The organism is Klebsiella sp. FDAARGOS_511 (assembly GCF_003812845.1).
Lineage (GTDB): Bacteria > Pseudomonadota > Gammaproteobacteria > Enterobacterales > Enterobacteriaceae > Klebsiella > Klebsiella grimontii.
Window position 1 is genome coordinate 3,510,287 of the sequence record NZ_CP033824.1, and the last position, 21,868, is coordinate 3,532,154.

Here is a 21,868-nt window from a genome sequence, read left to right on the forward strand (position 1 = left end):
CGGATTCCCAACTTATCGGGAATCCACACATACGTCAAATGGCAATCTTATTTATACAAAAATGTGCTATACAACATCTAATATAATGATTTTTAAGAAAATAATGGCCTTTTGAATGCTGGTGAGGCGTAGGGAACGACTTGATCGAGTGTGATCTGTCTCACTATATCGACGGCACGGTATTATCGTTCTGTGCTGAACTGTTTATTTATTGCAGTTTTTTAAACTGGTTTTTGTTTAATTAAAAGTGACTAATACTGTTTTATGCCCTGGTAAAGATAATGGCAAATCAGAGGTTATATATAAGGAAAAGTCATTACCATGAAGGTGAATTAAATTGCAGTTATCTTGATTGTTTATGCAATGAGATAAGCGGCCGCGTTGACGATTGATCCAGGTCATCGCCGTCGGTAGCTAAAAATGGCAGGCTTGGCCCCTTTCTTAAGGCCGGTCTATCAGATTATGCAGTTACAAAAATTAGTCAATATGTTTGGTGGGGATCTTATGCGCCGATACGGTGAAAAGGTTCATAAACTGACGCTGCATGGTGGATTTAGCTGCCCAAATCGCGATGGCACCATTGGCCGCGGCGGCTGTACGTTCTGTAATGTCGCCTCTTTTGCTGATGAAGAACAGCAGCACAGCTCGATCGCTGAACAGCTGGCCCATCAGGCGCAGCGGGTTAATCGCGCCAAACGCTACCTGGCCTATTTCCAGGCTTATACCAGCACCTTTGCCGAGGTACAGGTGCTGCGCTCCATGTATCAGCAGGCGGTCAGCCAGGCTAATATCGTCGGGCTCTGCGTGGGCACTCGCCCGGACTGCGTCCCTGGAGCGGTATTGGATCTGCTGTCTGAATATCGGCAGCAGGGTTATGAAGTCTGGCTCGAGTTGGGTTTACAAACCGCGCACGATAAAACGCTGCGCCGAATTAATCGCGGCCACGATTTTGCCTGCTACCAGCGTACAGCCCGCCTGGCGCGCGAGCGGGGTCTCAAAGTGTGCAGCCACCTTATTGTTGGCCTGCCGGGCGAAGGGCAGAGCGAATGCCTTGAGACACTAAAACAGGTGGTAGAGACCGGCGTAGACGGCATTAAGCTACATCCACTTCATATTGTGAAGGGCAGTATTATGGCCAGGGCGTGGCAGGCCGGAAGGTTGAACGGTATTGATCTGGCGGACTATACGGTCACCGCAGGCGAGATGATCCGTCATACCCCGGCAGAGGTGATTTATCACCGTATTTCCGCCAGCGCCCGACGTCCTACGCTGCTGGCGCCGCTGTGGTGTGAGAACCGGTGGACCGGGATGGTTGAGCTGGATAAATATCTCAATGAATATGGCGTCCAGGGGTCAGCTATTGGTCGTTGCTGGAGATCTCCGGCCGCTGCCGAATAACGTCATCGCCAGCTGCATTCCGGCTAACTGCTACCCGCAGGCAGGCGCGTAACTACAATCCTTCCCGCATTTTTCGCACAACTTACAGCGTCTTGCTCAGAATTGAGTATTATTGTGCGAAGTTGTCGCGAAGGAATCCCTTATGAAGCAAATCCGTATGCTGGCGCAGTATTATGTTGATCTGATGATGAAGCTGGGTCTGGTGCGCTTTTCCATGCTGCTGGCCTTTGCGCTGGTGGTGCTGGCGATCGTCGTGCAGATGGCCGTAACTATGGTGCTGCACGGCCAGGTGGAAAGTATTGATGTGATCCGCTCTATCTTCTTTGGCTTGCTGATTACCCCGTGGGCGGTCTATTTCCTGTCGGTGGTGGTTGAGCAACTGGAAGAGTCCCGGCAGCGTCTTTCGCGGCTGGTGGAGAAACTGGAGGAGATGCGCGAGCGCGATCTCAAGCTGAATGTGCAGCTTAAGGATAATATCGCCCAGCTTAACCAGGAAATCGGCGAACGTGAAAAAGCTGAAGCGGAACGTGAAACGACGCTTGAGCAGCTGAAAGTTGAGATGAAGGAACGTGAAGAAACGCAAATTCAGCTTGAACAGCAATCTTCCTTTCTGCGCTCCTTCCTTGACGCTTCACCGGACCTGGTTTTCTATCGTAATGAAGATAAAGAGTTTTCAGGCTGTAACCGCGCCATGGAACTGCTGACCGGTAAAAGCGAAAAACAGCTTATTCATCTGAAGCCACAGGATGTCTACAGCGAAGAGGTGGCGGAGAAGGTGCTGGAGACGGATGAGAAAGTCTTCCGCCATAACGTCTCGCTCACCTACGAGCAGTGGCTGGATTATCCGGACGGGCGCAAGGCCTGCTTTGAAATTCGCAAAGTGCCCTATTATGACCGCGTCGGTAAGCGGCGCGGCCTGATGGGGTTCGGTCGTGATATTACGGAACGTAAGCGCTATCAGGACGCGTTGGAGCGGGCCAGCCGCGATAAGACCACCTTTATCTCAACGATTAGCCACGAGCTGCGTACGCCGCTTAACGGCATTGTTGGGCTGAGCCGAATCCTTCTCGATACCGACCTGACCGACGAACAGGAAAGATACCTGAAAACCATCCACGTCTCAGCGGTAACGCTGGGCAATATCTTCAATGATATTATTGAGATGGATAAGATGGAGCGGCGTAAAATTCAGTTGGATAACCAGCCGGTGGACTTTACCGGCTTCCTGGCCGACCTCGAAAACCTCTCCGGTCTGCAGGCGCAGCAGAAAGGGCTGCGCTTTGTGCTGGATCCTTCGCTTCCGCTGCCGCATAAAGTGATCACCGACGGAACGCGTTTACGCCAGATCTTGTGGAATCTTATCAGTAACGCCGTGAAGTTTACCCCGCAGGGTGGAAACGTGAATGTCCGCGTGCGCTATGACGAAGGAGACATCCTGCACTTTGAAGTGGAGGATTCAGGCATTGGCATCCCTGAAGCGGAACAGGATAAAATTTTCGCCATGTATTACCAGGTGAAAGATAGCCAGGGCGGCAAGCCAGCGACAGGTACCGGCATCGGCCTCGCCGTGTCGCGGCGTCTGGCGCGGAATATGGGCGGCGACATTAGCGTTGCCAGCCTCCCGGGTAAAGGCGCGACTTTTACGCTTACCGTACACGCTCCGGCCGTGGCTGAAGAGGTTGAAGACACGCTGGCGGAAGATGAAATGCCATTACCTGCGCTGAACGTGCTGCTGGTGGAAGATATTGAGCTCAACGTGATCGTGGCGCGCTCGGTACTGGAGAAGCTGGGCAATAGCGTGGATGTGGCGATGACCGGTAAGGCTGCGCTGGAGATGTTTGTACCCGGCGAGTACGATCTGGTTCTGCTTGATATTCAACTGCCGGATATGACTGGACTCGATATTTCTCGTCAGCTGAAACAACGCTTTGCCGCCGATGAGCTCCCGCCGCTGGTGGCGCTTACCGCTAACGTCCTGAAGAACAAGAATGAGTATCTGGAAGCGGGAATGGATGATGTTCTGAGCAAGCCGTTATCGGTTCCGGCATTAACCGCGATTATCAAAAAATTCTGGGATGCGCCGGAAGAGGAGGAGAATGAGATGCCATCTGTAGATATCAGTAAATCGGCTTCCGTACTGGATATTCCGATGCTTGAGCAGTATATCGAACTGGTAGGGCCGAAGCTGATTAATGACGGTCTGGCCGTTTTTGAAAGAATGATGCCGGGCTACCTGGCGGTCCTGGAATCCAATTTAACCGCTCGCGACCAGAAAGGCATTGTCGATGAGGGTCATAAGATTAAAGGGGCTGCGGGCTCAATCGGTTTGCGCCATATCCAGCAGTTAGGGCAGCAGATTCAAACGCCGGATTTACCTGCGTGGTCGGATAACGTGGGTGAATGGGTTGAAGAGATGAAATCAGAGTGGCAAAACGATGTCGCGGTGCTGAAAGCGTGGGTCGCGGCGGCAGATAAAAAATGACCCCGGATAAACCGGGGTGCGCGAATACTGCGCCAACACCAGGGAACTGGTCGTTACGCCAGAATCATTTGAGTGATTTTTTTACACGGCGCAACCTGAGGATTTGGCTTACTCGCTCATTAAGATAGCAAACCTTAAATAGTTTGTTACATGAAACAGTAAAATATGTGAAGCATAGCGAGTAATTCAAAATTTTTGACTGCTTTCATAAACTTGTACTAAGGGGCTGATGTGATGAAGAAAATTGGTGTGGTGCTGAGCGGCTGCGGCGTTTATGACGGAAGCGAAATTCATGAAGCCGTTATTACTCTGCTGGCTATTGCCCGCAGCGGCGCTCAGGCTATCTGCTATGCGCCTGATAAAGCGCAAACCGATGTTATCAATCACCTGACCGGCGAAGCGCAGGCGGAAAGCCGTAATGTGCTCGTGGAAGCGGCGCGTATCGCGCGCGGAGAGATTCAGCCTTTAGCAAACGCACGGGCGGATGCGCTGGACGCGCTGATTGTGCCCGGAGGTTTTGGCGCGGCAAAGAACCTCAGCAGCTTTGCTGCGCAGGGAAGTGAATGTGAAGTGGATAGCGATCTTAAGACACTGGCGCTGGCGATGCATCAGGCGGGTAAACCGTTGGGCTTTATCTGTATCGCTCCGGCGCTGTTGCCGAAAATATTTTCTATTCCGCTACGCGTAACTATTGGTACCGATCTTGATACCGCCGATGCGGTAGAGGAGATGGGGGCCGAACATGTGCCTTGCCCGGTCGACGACATTGTGGTTGATGAAGACAACAAAGTGGTGACGACTCCCGCGTATATGCTGGCGCAGAACATCGCCGAAGCGGCGAGCGGCATTGAAAAACTCGTTTCTCGCGTATTGGTTCTGACGGCATGACATTTCGCTTTTCGCCGTTGCGCTTGATTAAACGTTTTTTCCTGAGGCTACTGCTGGCTTGCGCGGTGCTATGGGGCGGCGGGGTTGCTCTGTTTAGCATCGTCCCCGTCCCGTTTTCAGCGGTGATGCTGGAGCGGCAGCTCGGCGCATGGCTCTCAGGGAATTTTCATTACATCGCCCATTCCGATTGGGTGGGCATGGATGAAATTTCTCCGTGGATGGGGCTGGCGGTTATTGCCGCGGAAGACCAGAAATTCCCGGAGCACTGGGGGTTTGACGTCCCAGCGATTGAGAAGGCGCTGGCGCACAATGAACGCAATGAGAACCGCATCCGCGGTGCATCAACCCTGTCGCAGCAGACGGCAAAAAACCTGTTCCTGTGGGATGGTCGCAGCTGGCTAAGGAAAGGGCTGGAGGCGGGGCTGACCGTTGGCATTGAGACGGTCTGGAGCAAAAAGCGGATCCTCACCGTTTATCTGAATATTGCTGAGTTTGGTGAAGGGACGTTTGGCGTTGAAGCTGCATCGCAGCGCTATTTTCACAAACCGGCCAGTAGATTAACGGCTGCTGAAGCCGCGCTTTTAGCGGCGGTCTTGCCTAATCCCATTCGCTTTCGCGCTGACGCGCCGTCAGGTTATATTCGCAGCCGCCAGGCGTGGATCCTGCGCCAGATGAGGCAATTAGGTGGGGAAGGGTTTATGCGGGCGAATCAGCTACATTGATGATTTCACGGCTCAGTACCCCGGAAGGCGCGCTGCGACCGGGGGAGTGAAATCTAATCCTCATCAAACCCGGCGTTGAACAGCGCGATAACCGCTGCCAGCGCCTCCACTTCTTGCGGGCCGTTAGCTTCAATCTCAATCTGACGCCCTTTAGCTGAGTCAAGCATCAGCAGGGCAATTACGCTATTCGCTTCAGCTTCAGTTCCTTCATCATTGCGCAGCAGCACTTCAGCATCATAGTTCTGCATTAATTCAAACAGCTTCATCGCCGGGCGAGCGTGCATGCCCAGCTTATTGGTGATTTCAACGGTTTGCTTAACGGTCATGATTTGCGTTTTTCCAGCGTCCGATGACGAGACTGCACGTTCTTGCCGCGCGAGCGGAAGTAGTCAGCCAGCTGTTCGGCGATGTAAACCGAACGGTGTTTACCACCGGTACAACCAATGGCCACCGTCAGATAGCTGCGGTTATTGGTCTCCAGCATAGGTAACCATAGCTCAAGATAGCTGCGGGTCTGGTAGATAAAATTGTGAACTTCCGTGTGCCGGTCGAGGAAGGCGGCAACGGGTTTATCAAGGCCGGTCATGGGACGCAGTTTTGGATCCCAGTGCGGGTTCGGCAGGAAGCGCACGTCAAAAACGTAGTCGGCATCAATAGGAATACCATGCTTAAATCCAAAGGATTCAAACACCATCGTCAGCTCGCGTTCGCGCTTGCCTAACAAACGCGTGCGCAGCATTTCTGCCAGCTCATGTACCGACATTTCTGAGGTATCGACGATCAGGTCAGCGCGGGAACGCAGAGGTTCCAGCAGGTCGCTCTCTTCATCAATGGCGCTCTCCAGCGACAGGTTTTTGCTGGAGAGGGGATGCAAACGACGCGTGTCGCTGTAGCGGCGAATCAAGGTGTTACGATCGGCATCCAGGAACAGCAGTTGAGGTGAAAATTCTGCGGGCAGATTTTTCATCGCCTGCTCGAAGATTTCCGGCGACTCAGGCATGTTGCGCACGTCAATACTGACCGCGGCCGAGATGTTTCTGTCAGCGAGCGAGCGCGCCAGCTCAGGTAAGAGCACAACCGGCAGGTTATCCACGCAGTAAAAACCCATATCTTCCAGCGCTCGCAGGGCGACGGATTTCCCCGACCCTGAACGGCCGCTGACGATCATCAGTACCATGTACCGTTTCTCCTCAGTACGAAAAAGCGTAAGGTGCGGCTTTCGTTACGCCTCATTATTGCTTCCCGCTTCAGTGATGATTTCATACAGCTCTTCATCGCTTTGCGCAGCGCGCAGACGGCGGCAAATTGTTTTATCGGCCAGACGTTTCGCCACCAGCGAGAGCGTATGCAGATGCGTTTTAGTTTGATCGGCCGGGACGAGAAGGGCAAATAACAGATCGACGGGTTGGTTGTCGATAGCATCGAAAGCAATGGGAGTTTCCAGCTGGACAAACACGCCCACGGCCCGCAGCGTATCCTCTTCGAGTTTGCCGTGGGGAATTGCAATGCCGTTGCCAATCCCGGTACTGCCCATTTTCTCACGGGTAAGGATCGCCTCGAACACTATCTGGGACGATAAGCCTAACTGCTTTGCCGCCAGCTCGCTGATGATTTCCAGCGCGCGTTTCTTGCTCTGGCAGTGAACCTGGCTACGGGTACATTCCTGGTTAAGGACATTGCTCAGTTGTAGAGCCGAATCGTTATTTATCATAATTTCACCTGAGCTCTCCTTGCCAACCGCCGGCAGGCGGTTGGCGTAGGCGATTGCCCGGACAATTAGTGTTGTTTCAGTTTATCTTTATGTTTTGTTAACTGTCTTGCCAGCTTATCGATAAGTCCATCGATAGCAGCATACATATCCTGCCCTTCCGCACTGGCATGGATTTCGCCACCGTTGACATGCAGATTGGCGTCCGCAATTTGCGTCACCTTCTCCACTTTTAACACAATATAGACCTGGTTGATCCTGTCGAAAAACTGCTCCAGTTTGCTGAACTTCGTGGTAACGAAATCGCGCATGGCGGGGGTTATCTCGACGTTGTGTCCTGTAATGTTGAGCTGCATAGTGTCTTCCTTATCGGTTGGGTCAAACCAATTGCTTGCGCTGATTTGACGGCGGAATGGATAAAGACTCTCGGTACTTAGCAACGGTTCGCCGTGCCACCATAATACCCTGATCGGATAGCATGGTGGTGAGCTTACTGTCACTCAATGGTTTCGCGGGGTTTTCCGCGGCAATTAATTTCTTCACCAGCGCGCGAATAGCCGTCGACGATGCTTCGCCGCCGCCTTCAGTGTTCACATGGCTGGAGAAGAAATACTTCAGCTCAAAAATACCGCGTGGACTGTGCAGGTATTTTTGCGTAGTAACGCGTGAAATAGTGGATTCATGCATTTCGACGGCCTGAGCGATATCCGCCAGCACCATCGGTTTCATAAACTCTTCGCCTTGTTCAAAAAAAGCCTGCTGCTGTTCGACGATACAGCGGCTGACGCGCAGAAGGGTGTCGTTGCGGCTCTCCAGGCTCTTGATCAGCCAGCGCGCTTCCTGCAGGTTGCTACGGATAAACTGGCCGTCAGCGTCATTGCGCGTGCTGTTACCCATAGCGGCATAGTGCTGATTGATCTTCAGGCGCGGAAGGCTATCTGAATTGAGTTCAACCACCCAACGATCGTTCACTTTACGTACCAGAACGTCAGGAATGACATATTCTGGCTCGCCAGTTTGGATCGACTGCCCCGGGCGCGGATCCAGCGATTGGATCAAATTTACCGCTTCCTTTAACACTTCTTCTTTGAGGCGGGTTACACGCATCAGGCTGCGGAAGTCGTGGTTGGCCAGCAGATCGAGATGATCGCTGATGATCAGACGGGCTTCTTCAATCCACGGCGTCTCTTTGGCAAACTGTGAAAGCTGGACCAGCAGGCAATCGCGCAAATCTTTCGCCGCCACGCCGACGGGGTCGAAACGCTGAATGCGCTTGAGAACCGCCTCAACTTCTTCAAGTCCGATTTCATCGTCGCCAATACTTTCCACGATGTCTTCGATAGAAATCGTCAGGTAGCCGGTATCATCAACGGCATCGACGATAGAGGTCGCGATGGCGCGATCGGTATCAGTGAATGGCGTAAGTTCAACCTGCCACATCAGGTAATCCTGCAGACTTTGCGTGGTCTCACCCTGATAGACGGGCAGTTCGTCATCCTGGTAATCGACGCCGTTGCCTGATGGCGTTCCGGCGGTGTAAATCTCATCCCAGCTGGCATCAAGCGGCAGCTCTTCGGGCATCTCTTTTTGCTCAAGGGCGTCGACGGTATCCAGAGATTCGCGATCCTCAGCCTCTTTGGTTTCTACCTCATCGTGAAGATCGGTTTGCTCCAGCAACGGGTTGCTGTCCAGCGCCTGCTGGAGTTCTTGCTGGAGTTCTAACGTGGACAGCTGCAGTAGACGAATCGCCTGCTGCAGTTGTGGCGTCATGGCAAGCTGTTGGCTTAGCCTTAATTGCAAACCTTGCTTCATATTCAGGGCCAATATCTCCGGCTAAAACGTCTGTAACCTCTACCCTATCAGAGTCTGAAGTCTTCCCCAAGATACACGCGCTTAACCTGCTCGTCTTCAAGGATTTGCTGCGGCGTACCGTGGGCTATCAGGTGGCCCTGGCTGACGATATAGGCACGCTCGCAAACGGCCAGCGTTTCCCTGACGTTATGGTCGGTTATCAGGACGCCAAGGCCGCTGTCGCGCAGGTGTTCAATAATGCGTTTGATATCGATAACGGAGATGGGGTCAACGCCGGCAAAGGGTTCATCCAGCAGGATGAATTTCGGGTTAGCCGCCAACGCGCGGGCGATCTCGACGCGGCGGCGTTCACCACCGGAGAGCGCCTGGCCGAGACTATCGCGCAGGTGCTCAATGTGAAACTCCTCCATCAGCTCTTTCGCGCGATCTTCACGCTGCTCGTTGCTCAGATCGTCGCGAATCTGCAATACCGCCATCAGGTTATCGTAAACGCTGAGACGGCGGAAAATGGAGGCCTCCTGCGGCAAATAGCCGATTCCGCGACGCGCGCGCGCGTGTAGCGGCAGCAGGCTGATGTCTTCATCATCGATGATAATGTTGCCCGCGTCGCGCGGTACGATACCAACAACCATATAGAAGGTAGTGGTTTTACCGGCGCCGTTTGGGCCTAGCAGGCCAACAATCTCACCCGAATTCACGGTCAGGCTGACGTCTTCTACAACGCGGCGGCCTTTATAGGCTTTAGCAAGATTCTTTGCGGTTAATGTTGCCATAACGAATTACTTACCCTTCTTTGACTGATCGCTACCCTTGTCCTGCAGCTGCGAAGGAACCAGAACCGTGGTCACGCGCCCGCCTTTATTGCTGAAGGCCTGCATTTTTTGCTCTTTCACCAGGTAAGTGATTTTGTCGCCCTGGATATTGCTATCGATCTGTTCCAGATGCGCATTGCCGGTCAGCACGACAAAGTCGTTTTGCAGTTCATAATGCATTTTTGACGCGCGGCCTTTTACCGGTTTGCCGTTATCCTGCATCTGGTAGAAGGTAGCCGGGTTACCATAGCCATCGATAACCTCTTTGCCTTTTTCGCCGCCCGGGCGGGTCACGACGACTTTGTCGGCGTTGATTTTGATCGTTCCCTGAGTGACGACGACATTACCCGTAAAGGTGACGACGTTGCCCTGCATATCCAGCGACTGCTGATCGGATTCAATATGAATCGGCTGATCGGTATCACCCGTCTTGGCCTGTGCCGACAGGCTGGCGGCCAGTAAGGCGCTGGCGAGCGCAATCTTAAGGCTGAGTTTGTTTGTTCTGAATTTCATATGAGGTTCTAACCTTTTCAATCAGCTCGGCATTTTTGCTGCGCAGGTTCCCGCGCATTTTCAGGCCGCTGGAATTAAATGTTGTTCCGTACAACGTCACCATGTCATCGGAGGTAACATCCTGCGTCACCAGGTTTATCTGGGCGTTATCCGTCGTAATTTTGCGCAGTTGAGAATCCGCCGTCAGCGCATTAACCTCAACGTGCCCGTAAAGATACAGCATGCGGTCATTCGTCAACTTAGCTTTATCCGCTTTGATAGACCAGGTTGGTACTTTATTCGTATCGAAGGTGGTCATCACCGGTTTTGCGAACCACGAGAGTTGCTGTTCGGAAAAATACTCTACGTGTTCCGCTATTAGCCTGTAGTTAAGCGCCCCTTCGGGACTATAAACGACGGTATCGGTATGCTCGCTGGTATACGTCGGATCGTCAGGATTGATCGCTTGCTGGGTGGCATCGTCCGTACTCGCCAGGTTCAGGCCGATCAGGATCAGCGCGACCAGCGATAGTAAAATAATAACCCAACGTCTGGTTTTACTCATATAGATTGCCCTTTGGCCTCATCCAGCTTGCCCTGCGCCAATAGTAGCAAATCGCACACTTCGCGTACCGCTCCGCGACCGCCGTTGATACGAGTAACGTAATCCGCGCGCGGGAGGAGCAACGGATGCGCATCGGCTACCGCTATGCTTAAACCCACTTCCGCCATCACCGGCCAGTCGATCAGATCGTCGCCAATATAGGCCACTTCATCCGCGCTAACGGCCAGTTTATTGAGTAGCTCATGAAACGCCAGCAGCTTATCAGACTGCCCCTGGTAGAGATGAGTGATGCCGAGCGTCTGGCAGCGATCTTCCACCAGTTTAGCGTTTCGCCCGGTAATTATCGCCACTTCAATCTCTGAAGTCAGGGCGCAGCGGATACCGTAGCCGTCGCGCACGTTAAACGCTTTCAGCTCTTCGCCGTTGTTGCCCATATAGATAAGACCGTCGGACAGAACGCCGTCCACATCAAGTATCAGTAAACGGATCTTCGCTGCCCGGTCAATAAAACCCTGGCTTACCGGACCATAGCAGGTCGCTATCAGGGCATCAGCATTATTCATTATTTTTTCCTTACTTACACTACGCCCGCGCGCAGGAGATCGTGCATATGTATCACACCTACCAGACGGTCGCCATCTGCAACCAGCACGCAGGTGATATGACGGGACTGCATCAGGTTCAGCGCATCAACGGCCAGCGTACCGGGACGGATACGGATACCGCCTCGCGTCATCACTTCGGCGATGCTGGCGTTACGCATATCAATGCCGGTATCAAAGACGCGGCGCAGATCGCCATCGGTGAAAATGCCGATGATATTCATTTCGTCGTCGCAAATAGCGGTCATGCCTAAATTTTTGCGCGTGATTTCCAGCAGCGCATCGCGCAGCGTGGCCCCCAGGCCAACATGCGGAATTTCATCGCCGGTGTGCATAATATCATTGACCCGCAGCAGTAGCTTACGGCCCAGCGCGCCGCCAGGATGCGATAGCGCAAAATCTTCAGCAGTAAAACCGCGGGCTTCCAGCAGCGCTACGGCAAGGGCATCGCCCATGACCAGCGCGGCGGTGGTGCTTGAGGTGGGGGCCAGCCCTAACGGGCAAGCCTCTTTGGGCACTTTCACACACAGATGAATATCCGCCGCGCGCGCCATGCTGCTTTCTGGTCGGCTGGTGATACAGATAAGCGACACCTGCAGGCGCTTGAGGACTGGAATCAGGGCGAGAATTTCATTTGATTCCCCGGAGTTAGATAGCGCGATCACTACGTCGCATGGGGTGACCATGCCCAAATCGCCGTGCGCGGCCTCGCCGGGATGGACGAAGAATGATGATGTCCCGGTGCTGGCGAAAGTTGCGGCCATCTTTCGCCCGATATGGCCGGATTTACCCATTCCCATCACCACAACTTTACCGGTACAGCGAAAAATGGTCTCACAGGCACGGGTAAAGTCTTCATTAATATATTGATCGAGCTGGGCCAGACCTTCACGTTCAATGTCCAGCACCTCACGGCCTGCCCGTTGAAAGTCAAAATCCGCTGGCAAATCTATTTGCGACATAATGTTATCCCGAATCATTCAACGAAGAGCGGCGCTGTCCAGTACAGCATCGCTAACCAAAGCACAAAACCACCCAGCAGCAGGGCACCGGCAAGGCGACCGGGCTGTTGTTTACGACGCCAGCACAGCACCGCGAAGATCAGGCTGACCAGCAGCATGACACCATAGTCGCGGCTAAAGGCCTCGGCGGCAAAGGCGCCTGGCGCAATCAGCGCGGGGAGCCCGAGAACCAGTACGATATTAAGAATATTAGCGCCAATGATATTGCCGATGGCGATGTCATTTTCGCCTTTTCGCGCTCCGGCAATGGCGGTGGCCAGCTCGGGCAGGCTGGTGCCGATGGCAACGACCGTTAAGCCGACGGTCAGTTCGCTGATGGCAAAAAAGTTTGCCAGCACCGTGGCGTTATCCACCACCATCCGCGTGGCCATCGGCATCACTATCATCGCGACGCCCAACCAGAGCAGCGCGACGGGAAGCGAGCCTTCCCGCGGCAGCTCCGCCAGCTGTTCACGGGTCAGGCTGTCGTTCCCCTGGCGTTCCGCAAGGCGGGCAATCTTAAGGGTAAACAGCAGCCACAGTACGGCCAGCGCCAGCAAAAAAAGGCCGTCTATCCGCGTGAGCTGCCCGTCATACAGAACGAATCCTGCCAGTAAACTGACCAGCAACATTAGCGGTAATTCGCGGCGCAGGATATCAGAATGCACGGTAAAAGGTTGAAACAGAGCGGTGAGGCCGAGGATCAGCAGAATATTGGTGATATTCGATCCGAGAGCGGTTCCGATCGCCAGATCGGTTTGTCCATGCAGGGAGGCGGCAGCAGAAACAATGACTTCCGGTAAACTGGTACCGATGCTGACCACCGTCATCCCTATAATAAGGGGGGGGATTCCCAGCATACGGCAGAGTATTGAAGCGGCGTAGACCAGACGATCGGCGCTGTAGACAACCAGCAATAAACCAATAATTAACAGAGCCGTCGCTAAGAGCATCTAAAGTCCTTTCTTCAGGTATAATCGTCGCCTCGCTGGCCGTCCGTAGGCAGCGTAACGAATTCTTAATTTTGACTTTATGTGTGCCAAAAGTAAAACAAATGCCAGCTTTCGCTAACCCGGGCGGGTAAGATTCTGTAAAAATGTTGGGTTTGTGGTGAAAGAAAGCGCCATGCTTAGCCCGACGGGTGTCTAGTAAGGATGATTTTATGAGCCAGAGTTCGGCGAATCTAGTCGAAGTGCGCGGTATTCGCTTCTCGAGGGGCGATCGGGTGATCTTCGATGATATCTCGCTATCGGTACCCCGCGGCAAGATCACCGCGATAATGGGGCCATCAGGGATCGGCAAAACCACCCTGTTACGTCTGATCGGCGGTCAGATCCCGCCCGACAAAGGCGAGATCCTGTTTGATGGTGAAAACGTACCGCAGATGTCGCGCTCGCGCCTGTATACCGTCCGCAAGCGTATGAGCATGCTGTTTCAGTCCGGCGCGCTGTTCACCGACCTGAACGTTTTCGATAACGTCGCTTATCCGCTGCGCGAGCATACGCGTCTGCCGGAAGCGCTGCTGCACACTACGGTGATGATGAAGCTGGAGGCCGTCGGACTACGCGGAGCCGCGAAGCTGATGCCATCTGAGCTTTCCGGCGGCATGGCCCGCCGTGCCGCGCTGGCGAGGGCGATTGCGCTGGAACCTGATTTAATCATGTTCGATGAGCCCTTTGTCGGGCAGGACCCCATTACGATGGGGGTGCTGGTGAAGCTGATTTCTGAACTCAATAGCACCCTGGGTGTCACCTGTATCGTGGTTTCGCATGATGTGCCAGAGGTGCTCAGCATCGCGGACTTCGCATATATCGTGGCGGACAAAAAGGTGGTAGCGCACGGGAGTGCGCAGTCGCTGCGGGAAAATGCCGATCCTCGGGTTCGTCAGTTCATTGATGGTATCGCCGACGGCCCGGTGCCGTTCCGCTATCCGGCGGGTGATTATCATCATGATTTATTGGGCAAAGGGAGTTAAGCGACTCATGTTGTTAAATGCGCTAGCCGCGCTTGGGCATCGCGGTATTAAAACTATCGCGACGTTTGGGCGTGCTGGATTAATGCTCTTCAACGCGGTTGTGGGCAAGCCTGAGTTTCGCAAGCATGCGCCGCTGCTGGTGCGTCAGCTGTACAACGTTGGCGTGCTATCAATGCTGATCATCATTGTATCGGGGCTGTTTATCGGTATGGTGCTGGGTCTGCAGGGCTATCTGGTGTTGACCACCTATAGCGCCGAAACCAGTCTGGGCATGCTGGTGGCGCTATCGCTGCTGCGTGAGCTGGGGCCGGTGGTCGCTGCGCTGTTGTTTGCCGGGCGTGCCGGCTCGGCGCTGACTGCCGAAATTGGCCTGATGCGCGCAACCGAGCAGCTCTCCAGCATGGAGATGATGGCGGTCGACCCGCTTCGCCGCGTGATCTCTCCGCGCTTCTGGGCGGGGGTGATTTCACTGCCGTTGTTAACGATTATTTTTGTGGCGGTCGGCGTTTGGGGCGGCTCGCTGGTCGGTGTCAGCTGGAAGGGCATCGATGGCGGATTCTTCTGGAGCGCGATGCAAAACGCCGTTGACTGGCGGATGGATCTGGTTAACTGCCTGATTAAGAGTCTGGTTTTTGCCATTACGGTAACATGGATCGCGTTATTTAACGGTTATGACGCTATCCCCACTTCCGCCGGGATTAGCCGGGCGACGACGCGTACCGTGGTGCATGCGTCGCTGGCGGTTCTGGGGCTGGATTTTGTGCTGACTGCGCTGATGTTTGGGAATTGAGTTCATGCAAACGAGAAAAAATGAAATCTGGGTAGGGGTGTTTTTACTGGTTGCGCTGCTGGCCGCGCTGTTTGTCTGCCTGAAGGCGGCAAATGTCACCTCTTTACGTACCGAACCGACTTATCGGCTCTATGCCACTTTTGACAATATCGGCGGTCTGAAAGCGCGCTCTCCGGTGCGAATTGGCGGCGTTGTCGTTGGACGCGTGGCGGATATTACGCTTGACCCTAAAACCTACCTGCCTCGCGTCGCTCTCGATATTGATGAGCGCTATAACCATATCCCGGATACCAGCTCGCTGGCGATCCGAACTTCCGGTCTGCTGGGCGAACAGTACCTGGCGATGAACATCGGGTTTGAAGATCCTGAGCTGGGAACCACTATCCTTAAAGATGGCGGTACCATTCAGGACACCAAATCCGCAATGGTGCTGGAAGATTTGATAGGCCAGTTCCTTTATAACAGTAAAGGTAGCGACAATAAGAATTCTGGCGATGAACAGTCTGCCGGGGAGAGTCATACTGACGCTACGCCGCCAGCCGGCACGACGCACTAATTTCAGGAGAGATAAGACATGTTTAAACGCTTACTAATGGTCGCCATGCTGGTGATTGCCCCTTTGACTGCGGCAACCGCCGCGGACCAATCCAATCCTTATAAGCTGATGGACGAAGCGGCGCAGAAAACCTTCGATCGCCTGAAGAACGAGCAGCCTAAGATTCAGGCTAACCCGAACTACCTGCGCGACATCGTCGATCAGGAACTGCTGCCCTATGTTCAGGTGAAATACGCCGGCGCGTTGGTGTTAGGGCGTTATTACAAAGAAGCGACCCCGGCGCAGCGTGAAGCCTATTTCGCCGCTTTCCGCGAATATCTGAAACAGGCCTATGGCCAGGCGCTGGCGATGTATCACGGTCAGACCTATCAGATTGCCCCTGAGCAGCCTCTGGGCAGCGCGACCATTGTTCCTATTCGCGTCACCATCCTCGATCCTAATGGCCGTCCGCCGGTGCGCCTGGATTTCCAGTGGCGTAAAAATACCCAGACCGGTAACTGGCAGGCGTACGACATGATTGCTGAAGGGGTGAGCATGATCACCACTAAACAAAACGAGTGGAGCGACCTGCTGCGTACTAAAGGCGTTGATGGTCTGACGGCGCAGCTGAAGGCAAGCTCAGCGCAGCCGATTACTCTGGAACAGAAAAAATAATGACCGGGCAGCTGAGCTGGACTCGCGATGGTGAGACGCTGGCGCTGCGCGGAGAGCTGGACCAGGATCTTTTGGTCCCGCTGTGGGAAGCGCGCGCTCAGGCGACGGATGGCGTGTCCGCAATCGACCTGAGCGCCGTGACCCGCGTGGACACCGCCGGGCTGGCGCTATTAGTGCATTTTATCGCACTGGTTCGTCGGCAGGGCGGGGAAGCGAAGTTGACCGGTAAGAGTGAAAATCTGCAAACCCTGGTCAGGTTGTATAACCTTCCTGCCGATATGATCCCATAACTTTTTCAGTGCCTTAGTGCTGAAGCTATTCTGAAAGCCCCATCAAACTTTTCGATGGGGCTTTTTGCTTGTTTAAGACAGCGCCACTTTCCTCTAAGATGTTGGGCTGTTTTCACTATCAGATAAATGTAGCCCATGGAAAATCATGAAATTCAGACCGTGCTGATGAGCGCACTCTCCCTTCAGGAAATCCACGTCTCTGGCGATGGCAGCCACTTTCAGGTTATTGCTGTGGGTGAGATGTTCGACGGCATGAGTCGGGTCAAGAAGCAACAGGCTATCTATGCCCCGCTGATGGAATATATTGCCGATAACCGCATCCATGCTCTGTCGATAAAAGCGTTTACCCCGCAGGAGTGGGCGCGAGACCGCAAACTAAATGGCTTATAAGCTGTGGGGGTGTTCCCCGCAGCATATGTGAATTCTTAACAGAGAACAGAATCAATGGATAAATTCCGTGTTCAGGGGCCTACTCGCCTGCAGGGCGAGGTCACTATTTCCGGCGCGAAAAACGCCGCCCTGCCAATCCTCTTTTCCGCGCTATTAGCCGAAGAGCCGATTGAGATCCAGAACGTACCGAAGCTGAAAGACATCGATACCACCATGAAACTGCTGAGCCAGCTGGGCGCGAACGTTAAGCGCAACGGCTCCGTATGGATCGATGCCGGCCCGGTCGACGTTTTCTGTGCGCCGTATGATCTCGTCAAAACCATGCGTGCTTCGATTTGGGCGCTGGGTCCGCTGGTGGCGCGTTTTGGTCAGGGACAGGTATCACTCCCCGGCGGCTGCGCCATCGGCGCGCGCCCGGTTGATTTACACATTACCGGTCTTGAGCAACTGGGTGCGGAAATCAAACTGGAAGAAGGTTATGTCAAGGCGTCAGTTAATGGACGCCTGAAAGGCGCGCATATTGTGATGGATAAGGTCAGCGTTGGCGCTACCGTCACCATCATGAGCGCTGCGACGCTGGCGGAAGGCACCACCGTTATCGAAAACGCCGCGCGCGAGCCGGAAATTGTCGATACCGCGAACTTTCTCAACACGCTGGGTGCGAAGATCAAAGGTCAGGGCACCGATCGTATCACCATCGAAGGCGTAGCGCGCCTTGGCGGCGGCGTCTACCGCGTTCTGCCGGATCGTATTGAAACCGGGACGTTCCTGGTGGCGGCGGCGATTTCTGGCGGTAAGATTCTGTGCCGCAATGCCCAGCCGGATACCCTTGATGCGGTTCTGGCCAAGCTACGCGACGCCGGCGCGGACATTGAAACGGGCGAGGACTGGATTAGCCTCGATATGCACGGCAATCGTCCGAAGGCCGTCAACGTTCGTACTGCCCCGCACCCGGGTTTCCCGACCGATATGCAGGCTCAGTTCACTTTGCTGAATCTGGTTGCAGAAGGAACCGGCGTGATCACCGAAACGATTTTCGAAAACCGTTTCATGCATATCCCGGAGCTGATCCGTATGGGCGCGCATGCGGAAATCGAGAGCAATACGGCGATTTGCCACGGCGTGAAGCAGCTTTCTGGCGCCCAGGTAATGGCGACCGATCTGCGTGCGTCAGCCAGCCTGGTGCTGGCGGGCTGCATTGCGGAAGGTACGACGATTGTCGATCGTATTTACCACATTGACCGCGGCTACGAACGTATCGAAGACAAACTTCAGGCGCTTGGCGCGAATATCGAACGCGTGAAAGCCGAATAACCCTATTGCAGCAGCCCTCTGACGTATGTCCGGGGGCTGTTGTCTGCAACCTCGCTTTATTTGTTATTCTTCCTCTGACGCATCATCTGCGTTCTGTCGATAAACTGGTGGGTATGGGGATCGTGATAGCGCGATGGCCATATTACCCACGGATCGGTTTCCAGCGCGTGAGCGATAATCAGCTCGCCCTTGGGCCAGGGCCGACTCAGCGCATTGGCGAGCGTTGAAGAACTTAAACCATTACGCCGCGATTCAGCTGCCAGCGACGTCCCTTTTTTGCGTAATCCGGCAATAATATCCGCCGGATGCCAGTCGATGAACTTATCCATAAATTCTCCTGGTAATAAACATTCCGTTCGTCCCTTAATGGGCGACAAAATGACTATACCTTGAGTTCCAGTAATGTTCTAACAAGTTCTTTTAATGGCTTTGATATTAAGAATAAATCAAGAAGTGAGGTTGAAAATGACTTTAATGGCGCTTACTGGAACTTTCCCGCGATTCTACGCGGGAAAGTGAGAGGAGGGGTTAATGGTCGCGCTGCACGGCGATGTGGGCAAGACCAATTAGCGCTTCACGCCACGGAGAATCGGGAAGGACCTGGAGGGCGGCAATTGCTTTATCAGCCTCTTCCTCCGCGCGTTTTTGGGTCCATTCCAGCGAGCCACAGGCTGCCATGGTTTCCAGCACGGCTTCGAGTAGATGGCGGCCGTTACCCTGCTCGATCGCTCCGCGGATCATGGCGGACTGTTCTGCGCTGCCGTGTTGCATAGCGTGCAGGAGCGGAAGGGTGGGTTTGCCTTCATTCAGATCATCACCGACGTTTTTACCCAGCCGCTTACCATCCGAACTGTAGTCAAGCAGATCGTCAATCAGCTGGAAAGCGGTACCCAAATAGCGCCCATAGTCCTGTAACGCTTTCTCTTGCTCCATGGTGCAGTCGGCCAGGATCCCGGAGCACTGGGCCGCGGCTTCAAACAAACGGGCGGTCTTGCTGTAAATGACCCGCATATAGTTTTCTTCGGTGATATCCGGGTCGTTCACGTTCATCAGCTGCAGGACTTCGCCTTCAGCAATGACGTTAACGGCTTCCGACATCACTTCCAGCACTCTCAATGAGCCGAGGCTGGTCATCATCTGAAAGGCGCGGGTGTAGATGAAATCGCCAACCAGCACGCTAGCGGCATTGCCAAAAGCGGCGTTTGCGGTGGCTTTGCCCCGGCGCATATCAGACTCATCGACGACGTCATCATGTAGTAGGGTGGCGGTATGGATAAATTCGATCAGCGCAGCAATGGCGACGTGAGCGTTTCCCTGATATCCAACGGCACGCGCGGCCAGCACGGCGATCATCGGGCGAATGCGTTTACCGCCTCCGCTAACGATGTAATAGCCTAACTGGTTGATAAGCTGAACATCCGAGTCGAGTTGCTCAAGAATTGTCGCATTGACGCCCGCCATATCCTGCGCGGTTAACTCATTGATTTTTTCTAAATTCATCGCAAAAGCCGGGCCAAATGTCCTGTTCCCGCGTATCCAATAGGATCACAGAAGGATTAAGATAGAATTAAAAGAAGATGTGATTGTACTGAAAAATTGCCGCAGATAAACGCTGGAGTGAAAGTTGTGTTTTTTTTCTGCGTTGATCGCTGATCGCTCTTGTCAAAGGCTCGCGTTTTGCGTAATATTCGCGCCCTATTGTGAATATTTATAGCGCACTCTGAATCATACGAAGAGGTGCGCGGAAGCGGAGTTCTATATGTACGCGGTTTTCCAAAGTGGTGGTAAACAACACCGAGTAAGCGAAGGTCAAACCATTCGCCTGGAAAAGCTGGACATCGCAACTGGCGAAGCTGTTGAGTTCGCAGAAGTGCTGATGATCGCAAACGGTGAAGAAATTAAAATCGGCGTTCCTTTCGTTGAGGGCGGCGTAATCAAAGCTGAAGTTGTTGCACACGGTCGTGGCGAGAAAGTTAAAATCGTTAAGTTTCGTCGTCGTAAACACTACCGTAAGCAGCAGGGCCATCGTCAGTGGTTCACTGATGTGAAAATTACTGGCATCAGCGCCTAAGACCTGAGGAGAGATTTAAATGGCACATAAAAAGGCTGGCGGCTCAACTCGTAACGGTCGCGATTCAGAAGCTAAACGCCTGGGCGTTAAGCGTTTCGGTGGCGAATCCGTTCTGGCGGGTAGCATCATCGTTCGTCAACGTGGCACCAAATTCCACGCTGGCACTAACGTAGGTTGCGGTCGTGACCACACTCTGTTTGCTAAAGCAGACGGTAAAGTGAAATTCGAAGTTAAAGGCCCGAACAACCGTAAATACATCAGCATCGTTGCTGAGTAAGTTTTTCGTGGTCCGGTAACGGATTAAAGCCCCGCAACGTGTTGCGGGGCTTTTTACATTGAAAACCCGGAAAATTTTCTGCAGGGAAAACGGGCATGAAGCAGCAGGCCGGCATCGGCATTCTTTTAGCGCTCACCACGGCGATGTGTTGGGGGGCCCTGCCGATCGCAATGAAGCAGGTTCTTGAAGTGATGGAGCCGCCGACGGTGGTTTTTTATCGCTTTTTGATGGCAAGTTTTGGTCTTGGCGCCATCCTGGCCATGAAAAGAAAGCTGCCTCCGCTGCGTATTTTTCGTAAGCCGCGGTGGTTGATACTGCTGGTCATTGCGACGGGTGGTTTGTTCGGTAACTTCATTCTGTTTAGTTCTTCCTTGCAATATCTCAGCCCCACCGCTTCTCAGGTGATTGGCCAGCTGTCCCCGGTCGGCATGATGGTGGCCAGCGTTTTTGTCCTTAAAGAAAAAATGCGCGGCACTCAGGTTGTGGGAGCGCTGATGCTGGTGAGCGGTCTGGTGATGTTTTTTAACACCAGCCTGATCGAGATTTTTACTCGCCTGACGGACTACACGTGGGGGGTAATTTTCGGCGTCGGGGCGGCGACGGTATGGGTATGCTACGGCGTCGCGCAAAAGGTGTTATTGCGGCGTCTGGCGTCACAGCAAATCCTTTTTTTGCTGTACACTTTATGTACGATATCGCTATTGCCATTAGCGAAGCCTTCGCAGGTACTGGCATTAAGCGACTGGCAGCTGGCCTGCCTGGTTTTTTGCGGCCTAAACACCCTGGTAGGCTACGGTGCGCTGGCGGAAGCGATGGCGCGCTGGCAGGCAGCGCAGGTGAGCGCGTTGATTACCTTAACACCGTTGTTTACGCTGCTATTTTCAGATTTATTATCACTGGCCTGGCCCGACGTTTTCGCCAGACCGCTGTTGAACCTGATGGGTTATCTCGGTGCGTTTGTCGTGGTTGCGGGCGCGATGTATTCCGCCGTCGGTCATCGTCTTTGGGGACGATGGCGTAAGCGAGAAGCGGTTGTGCCGCTCCCCCGCTCAGGCGAATGATTTACGGA

At 53.7% G+C, this 21,868-nt stretch carries 27 protein-coding genes; 14 read left to right on the forward strand and 13 right to left on the reverse strand.

Features of this window, described 5'->3' with window-relative positions:
* Positions 1 to 462 precede the first annotated feature (462 nt).
* The 4 genes from EGY08_RS17860 to mtgA all read left to right on the forward strand — a co-directional run bounded on the left by EGY08_RS17860 (position 463) and on the right by mtgA (position 5,490).
* On the forward strand, positions 463 to 1,398 hold the full coding sequence (locus EGY08_RS17860; RefSeq protein ID WP_032741965.1) for a TIGR01212 family radical SAM protein: 936 nt from the start codon (positions 463 to 465) through the stop codon (positions 1,396 to 1,398).
* Positions 1,399 to 1,540: 142 nt separating this feature from the next.
* Entirely contained in the window at positions 1,541 to 3,880 is a 2,340-nt protein-coding gene (gene arcB, locus EGY08_RS17865) for an aerobic respiration two-component sensor histidine kinase ArcB (RefSeq protein WP_123828723.1), read from the forward strand.
* Between the two features lie 234 nt (positions 3,881 to 4,114).
* Positions 4,115 to 4,768, forward strand: coding sequence for an isoprenoid biosynthesis glyoxalase ElbB (elbB, locus tag EGY08_RS17870; RefSeq protein ID WP_004125720.1), 654 nt, complete (start codon positions 4,115 to 4,117; stop codon positions 4,766 to 4,768).
* The gene (gene mtgA / locus EGY08_RS17875) at positions 4,765 to 5,490 is read left to right on the forward strand and encodes a monofunctional biosynthetic peptidoglycan transglycosylase (RefSeq protein WP_123828724.1); all 726 of its coding nucleotides are present in this window, start codon (positions 4,765 to 4,767) and stop codon (positions 5,488 to 5,490) included. The genes elbB and mtgA overlap by 4 nt, the downstream gene beginning before the upstream one ends.
* Before the next feature lie 53 nt (positions 5,491 to 5,543).
* Here the strand turns inward: mtgA and npr are convergent, their stop codons facing one another.
* The 11 genes from npr to EGY08_RS17930 all read right to left on the reverse strand — a co-directional run bounded on the left by npr (position 5,544) and on the right by EGY08_RS17930 (position 13,435).
* Positions 5,544 to 5,816, reverse strand: coding sequence for a PTS phosphocarrier protein NPr (gene npr, locus EGY08_RS17880; RefSeq protein WP_004106170.1), 273 nt, complete (start codon positions 5,814 to 5,816; stop codon positions 5,544 to 5,546).
* On the reverse strand, positions 5,813 to 6,667 hold the full coding sequence (rapZ, locus tag EGY08_RS17885; RefSeq protein ID WP_004106169.1) for an RNase adapter RapZ: 855 nt from the start codon (positions 6,665 to 6,667) through the stop codon (positions 5,813 to 5,815). The genes npr and rapZ overlap by 4 nt, the downstream gene beginning before the upstream one ends.
* A gap of 45 nt (positions 6,668 to 6,712) precedes the next feature.
* Complete coding sequence (gene ptsN, locus EGY08_RS17890) at positions 6,713 to 7,201, reverse strand: PTS IIA-like nitrogen regulatory protein PtsN (protein ID WP_004125714.1); 489 nt, start codon at positions 7,199 to 7,201, stop codon at positions 6,713 to 6,715.
* 65 nt (positions 7,202 to 7,266) lie between these two features.
* Positions 7,267 to 7,554, reverse strand: coding sequence for a ribosome hibernation promoting factor (gene hpf, locus EGY08_RS17895; RefSeq protein ID WP_004125711.1), 288 nt, complete (start codon positions 7,552 to 7,554; stop codon positions 7,267 to 7,269).
* Between the two features lie 22 nt (positions 7,555 to 7,576).
* Positions 7,577 to 9,010: an RNA polymerase factor sigma-54 gene (gene rpoN, locus EGY08_RS17900; protein WP_004125708.1), complete on the reverse strand. Its 1,434-nt coding sequence runs from the start codon at positions 9,008 to 9,010 to the stop codon at positions 7,577 to 7,579.
* A 47-nt stretch (positions 9,011 to 9,057) separates the two neighbouring features.
* Positions 9,058 to 9,783 carry an LPS export ABC transporter ATP-binding protein gene (lptB, locus tag EGY08_RS17905; protein ID WP_004125705.1) on the reverse strand — a complete coding sequence of 242 codons (726 nt, stop codon included), beginning with the start codon at positions 9,781 to 9,783 and terminating at the stop codon, positions 9,058 to 9,060.
* A gap of 6 nt (positions 9,784 to 9,789) precedes the next feature.
* Positions 9,790 to 10,335 carry a lipopolysaccharide ABC transporter substrate-binding protein LptA gene (gene lptA, locus EGY08_RS17910; protein WP_004125703.1) on the reverse strand — a complete coding sequence of 182 codons (546 nt, stop codon included), beginning with the start codon at positions 10,333 to 10,335 and terminating at the stop codon, positions 9,790 to 9,792.
* Positions 10,304 to 10,879 carry an LPS export ABC transporter periplasmic protein LptC gene (gene lptC, locus EGY08_RS17915; protein ID WP_004125700.1) on the reverse strand — a complete coding sequence of 192 codons (576 nt, stop codon included), beginning with the start codon at positions 10,877 to 10,879 and terminating at the stop codon, positions 10,304 to 10,306. The genes lptA and lptC overlap by 32 nt, the downstream gene beginning before the upstream one ends.
* Positions 10,876 to 11,442, reverse strand: a complete 567-nt coding sequence (gene kdsC, locus EGY08_RS17920; RefSeq protein WP_004125698.1) for a 3-deoxy-manno-octulosonate-8-phosphatase KdsC — start codon at positions 11,440 to 11,442, stop codon at positions 10,876 to 10,878. Before kdsC ends, lptC begins: the two co-directional genes overlap by 4 nt.
* A 14-nt stretch (positions 11,443 to 11,456) precedes the next feature.
* The gene (kdsD, locus tag EGY08_RS17925; RefSeq protein ID WP_004125696.1) at positions 11,457 to 12,461 is read right to left on the reverse strand and encodes an arabinose-5-phosphate isomerase KdsD; all 1,005 of its coding nucleotides are present in this window, start codon (positions 12,459 to 12,461) and stop codon (positions 11,457 to 11,459) included.
* The gene (locus EGY08_RS17930) at positions 12,458 to 13,435 is read right to left on the reverse strand and encodes a calcium/sodium antiporter (RefSeq protein WP_049115716.1); all 978 of its coding nucleotides are present in this window, start codon (positions 13,433 to 13,435) and stop codon (positions 12,458 to 12,460) included. The genes kdsD and EGY08_RS17930 overlap by 4 nt, the downstream gene beginning before the upstream one ends.
* A 209-nt stretch (positions 13,436 to 13,644) precedes the next feature.
* Between EGY08_RS17930 and mlaF the strand changes: the two genes are divergently transcribed.
* From mlaF to murA, 7 genes are all read left to right on the forward strand, one after another.
* Complete coding sequence (gene mlaF / locus EGY08_RS17935; protein ID WP_004125691.1) at positions 13,645 to 14,457, forward strand: phospholipid ABC transporter ATP-binding protein MlaF; 813 nt, start codon at positions 13,645 to 13,647, stop codon at positions 14,455 to 14,457.
* A 7-nt stretch (positions 14,458 to 14,464) separates the two neighbouring features.
* On the forward strand, positions 14,465 to 15,247 hold the full coding sequence (mlaE, locus tag EGY08_RS17940; RefSeq protein WP_004125690.1) for a lipid asymmetry maintenance ABC transporter permease subunit MlaE: 783 nt from the start codon (positions 14,465 to 14,467) through the stop codon (positions 15,245 to 15,247).
* A 4-nt stretch (positions 15,248 to 15,251) separates the two neighbouring features.
* Positions 15,252 to 15,803 carry an outer membrane lipid asymmetry maintenance protein MlaD gene (gene mlaD / locus EGY08_RS17945; protein ID WP_004125689.1) on the forward strand — a complete coding sequence of 184 codons (552 nt, stop codon included), beginning with the start codon at positions 15,252 to 15,254 and terminating at the stop codon, positions 15,801 to 15,803.
* Between the two features lie 18 nt (positions 15,804 to 15,821).
* Positions 15,822 to 16,457 (forward strand): phospholipid-binding protein MlaC, encoded by a 636-nt coding sequence (gene mlaC, locus EGY08_RS17950; protein ID WP_004125682.1) that lies wholly within the window; start codon positions 15,822 to 15,824, stop codon positions 16,455 to 16,457.
* Positions 16,457 to 16,747: a lipid asymmetry maintenance protein MlaB gene (gene mlaB, locus EGY08_RS17955; protein WP_004125681.1), complete on the forward strand. Its 291-nt coding sequence runs from the start codon at positions 16,457 to 16,459 to the stop codon at positions 16,745 to 16,747. Before mlaC ends, mlaB begins: the two co-directional genes overlap by 1 nt.
* A gap of 135 nt (positions 16,748 to 16,882) precedes the next feature.
* Positions 16,883 to 17,137, forward strand: a complete 255-nt coding sequence (ibaG, locus tag EGY08_RS17960; protein WP_087828333.1) for a BolA family iron metabolism protein IbaG — start codon at positions 16,883 to 16,885, stop codon at positions 17,135 to 17,137.
* Between the two features lie 54 nt (positions 17,138 to 17,191).
* On the forward strand, positions 17,192 to 18,451 hold the full coding sequence (murA, locus tag EGY08_RS17965; RefSeq protein ID WP_004125680.1) for a UDP-N-acetylglucosamine 1-carboxyvinyltransferase: 1,260 nt from the start codon (positions 17,192 to 17,194) through the stop codon (positions 18,449 to 18,451).
* A gap of 56 nt (positions 18,452 to 18,507) precedes the next feature.
* Here murA and sfsB read toward each other — a convergent pair whose 3' ends face one another.
* Together sfsB and ispB are read right to left on the reverse strand one after the other, a co-directional pair.
* On the reverse strand, positions 18,508 to 18,780 hold the full coding sequence (sfsB, locus tag EGY08_RS17970; RefSeq protein WP_004125679.1) for a DNA-binding transcriptional regulator SfsB: 273 nt from the start codon (positions 18,778 to 18,780) through the stop codon (positions 18,508 to 18,510).
* Between the two features lie 199 nt (positions 18,781 to 18,979).
* A complete protein-coding gene (gene ispB / locus EGY08_RS17975) occupies positions 18,980 to 19,951 on the reverse strand; it encodes an octaprenyl diphosphate synthase (RefSeq protein WP_004125678.1) in 972 nt (323 codons plus the stop codon).
* A 259-nt stretch (positions 19,952 to 20,210) separates the two neighbouring features.
* On the opposite strand from ispB, the gene rplU reads away from it, so the two are divergent.
* From rplU to EGY08_RS17990, 3 genes are all read left to right on the forward strand, one after another.
* Entirely contained in the window at positions 20,211 to 20,522 is a 312-nt protein-coding gene (rplU, locus tag EGY08_RS17980) for a 50S ribosomal protein L21 (protein WP_004106123.1), read from the forward strand.
* A gap of 19 nt (positions 20,523 to 20,541) precedes the next feature.
* On the forward strand, positions 20,542 to 20,799 hold the full coding sequence (gene rpmA / locus EGY08_RS17985) for a 50S ribosomal protein L27 (protein ID WP_003861831.1): 258 nt from the start codon (positions 20,542 to 20,544) through the stop codon (positions 20,797 to 20,799).
* 95 nt (positions 20,800 to 20,894) lie between these two features.
* A complete protein-coding gene (locus tag EGY08_RS17990) occupies positions 20,895 to 21,860 on the forward strand; it encodes a DMT family transporter (protein ID WP_004125677.1) in 966 nt (321 codons plus the stop codon).
* Positions 21,861 to 21,868 lie beyond the last annotated feature (8 nt).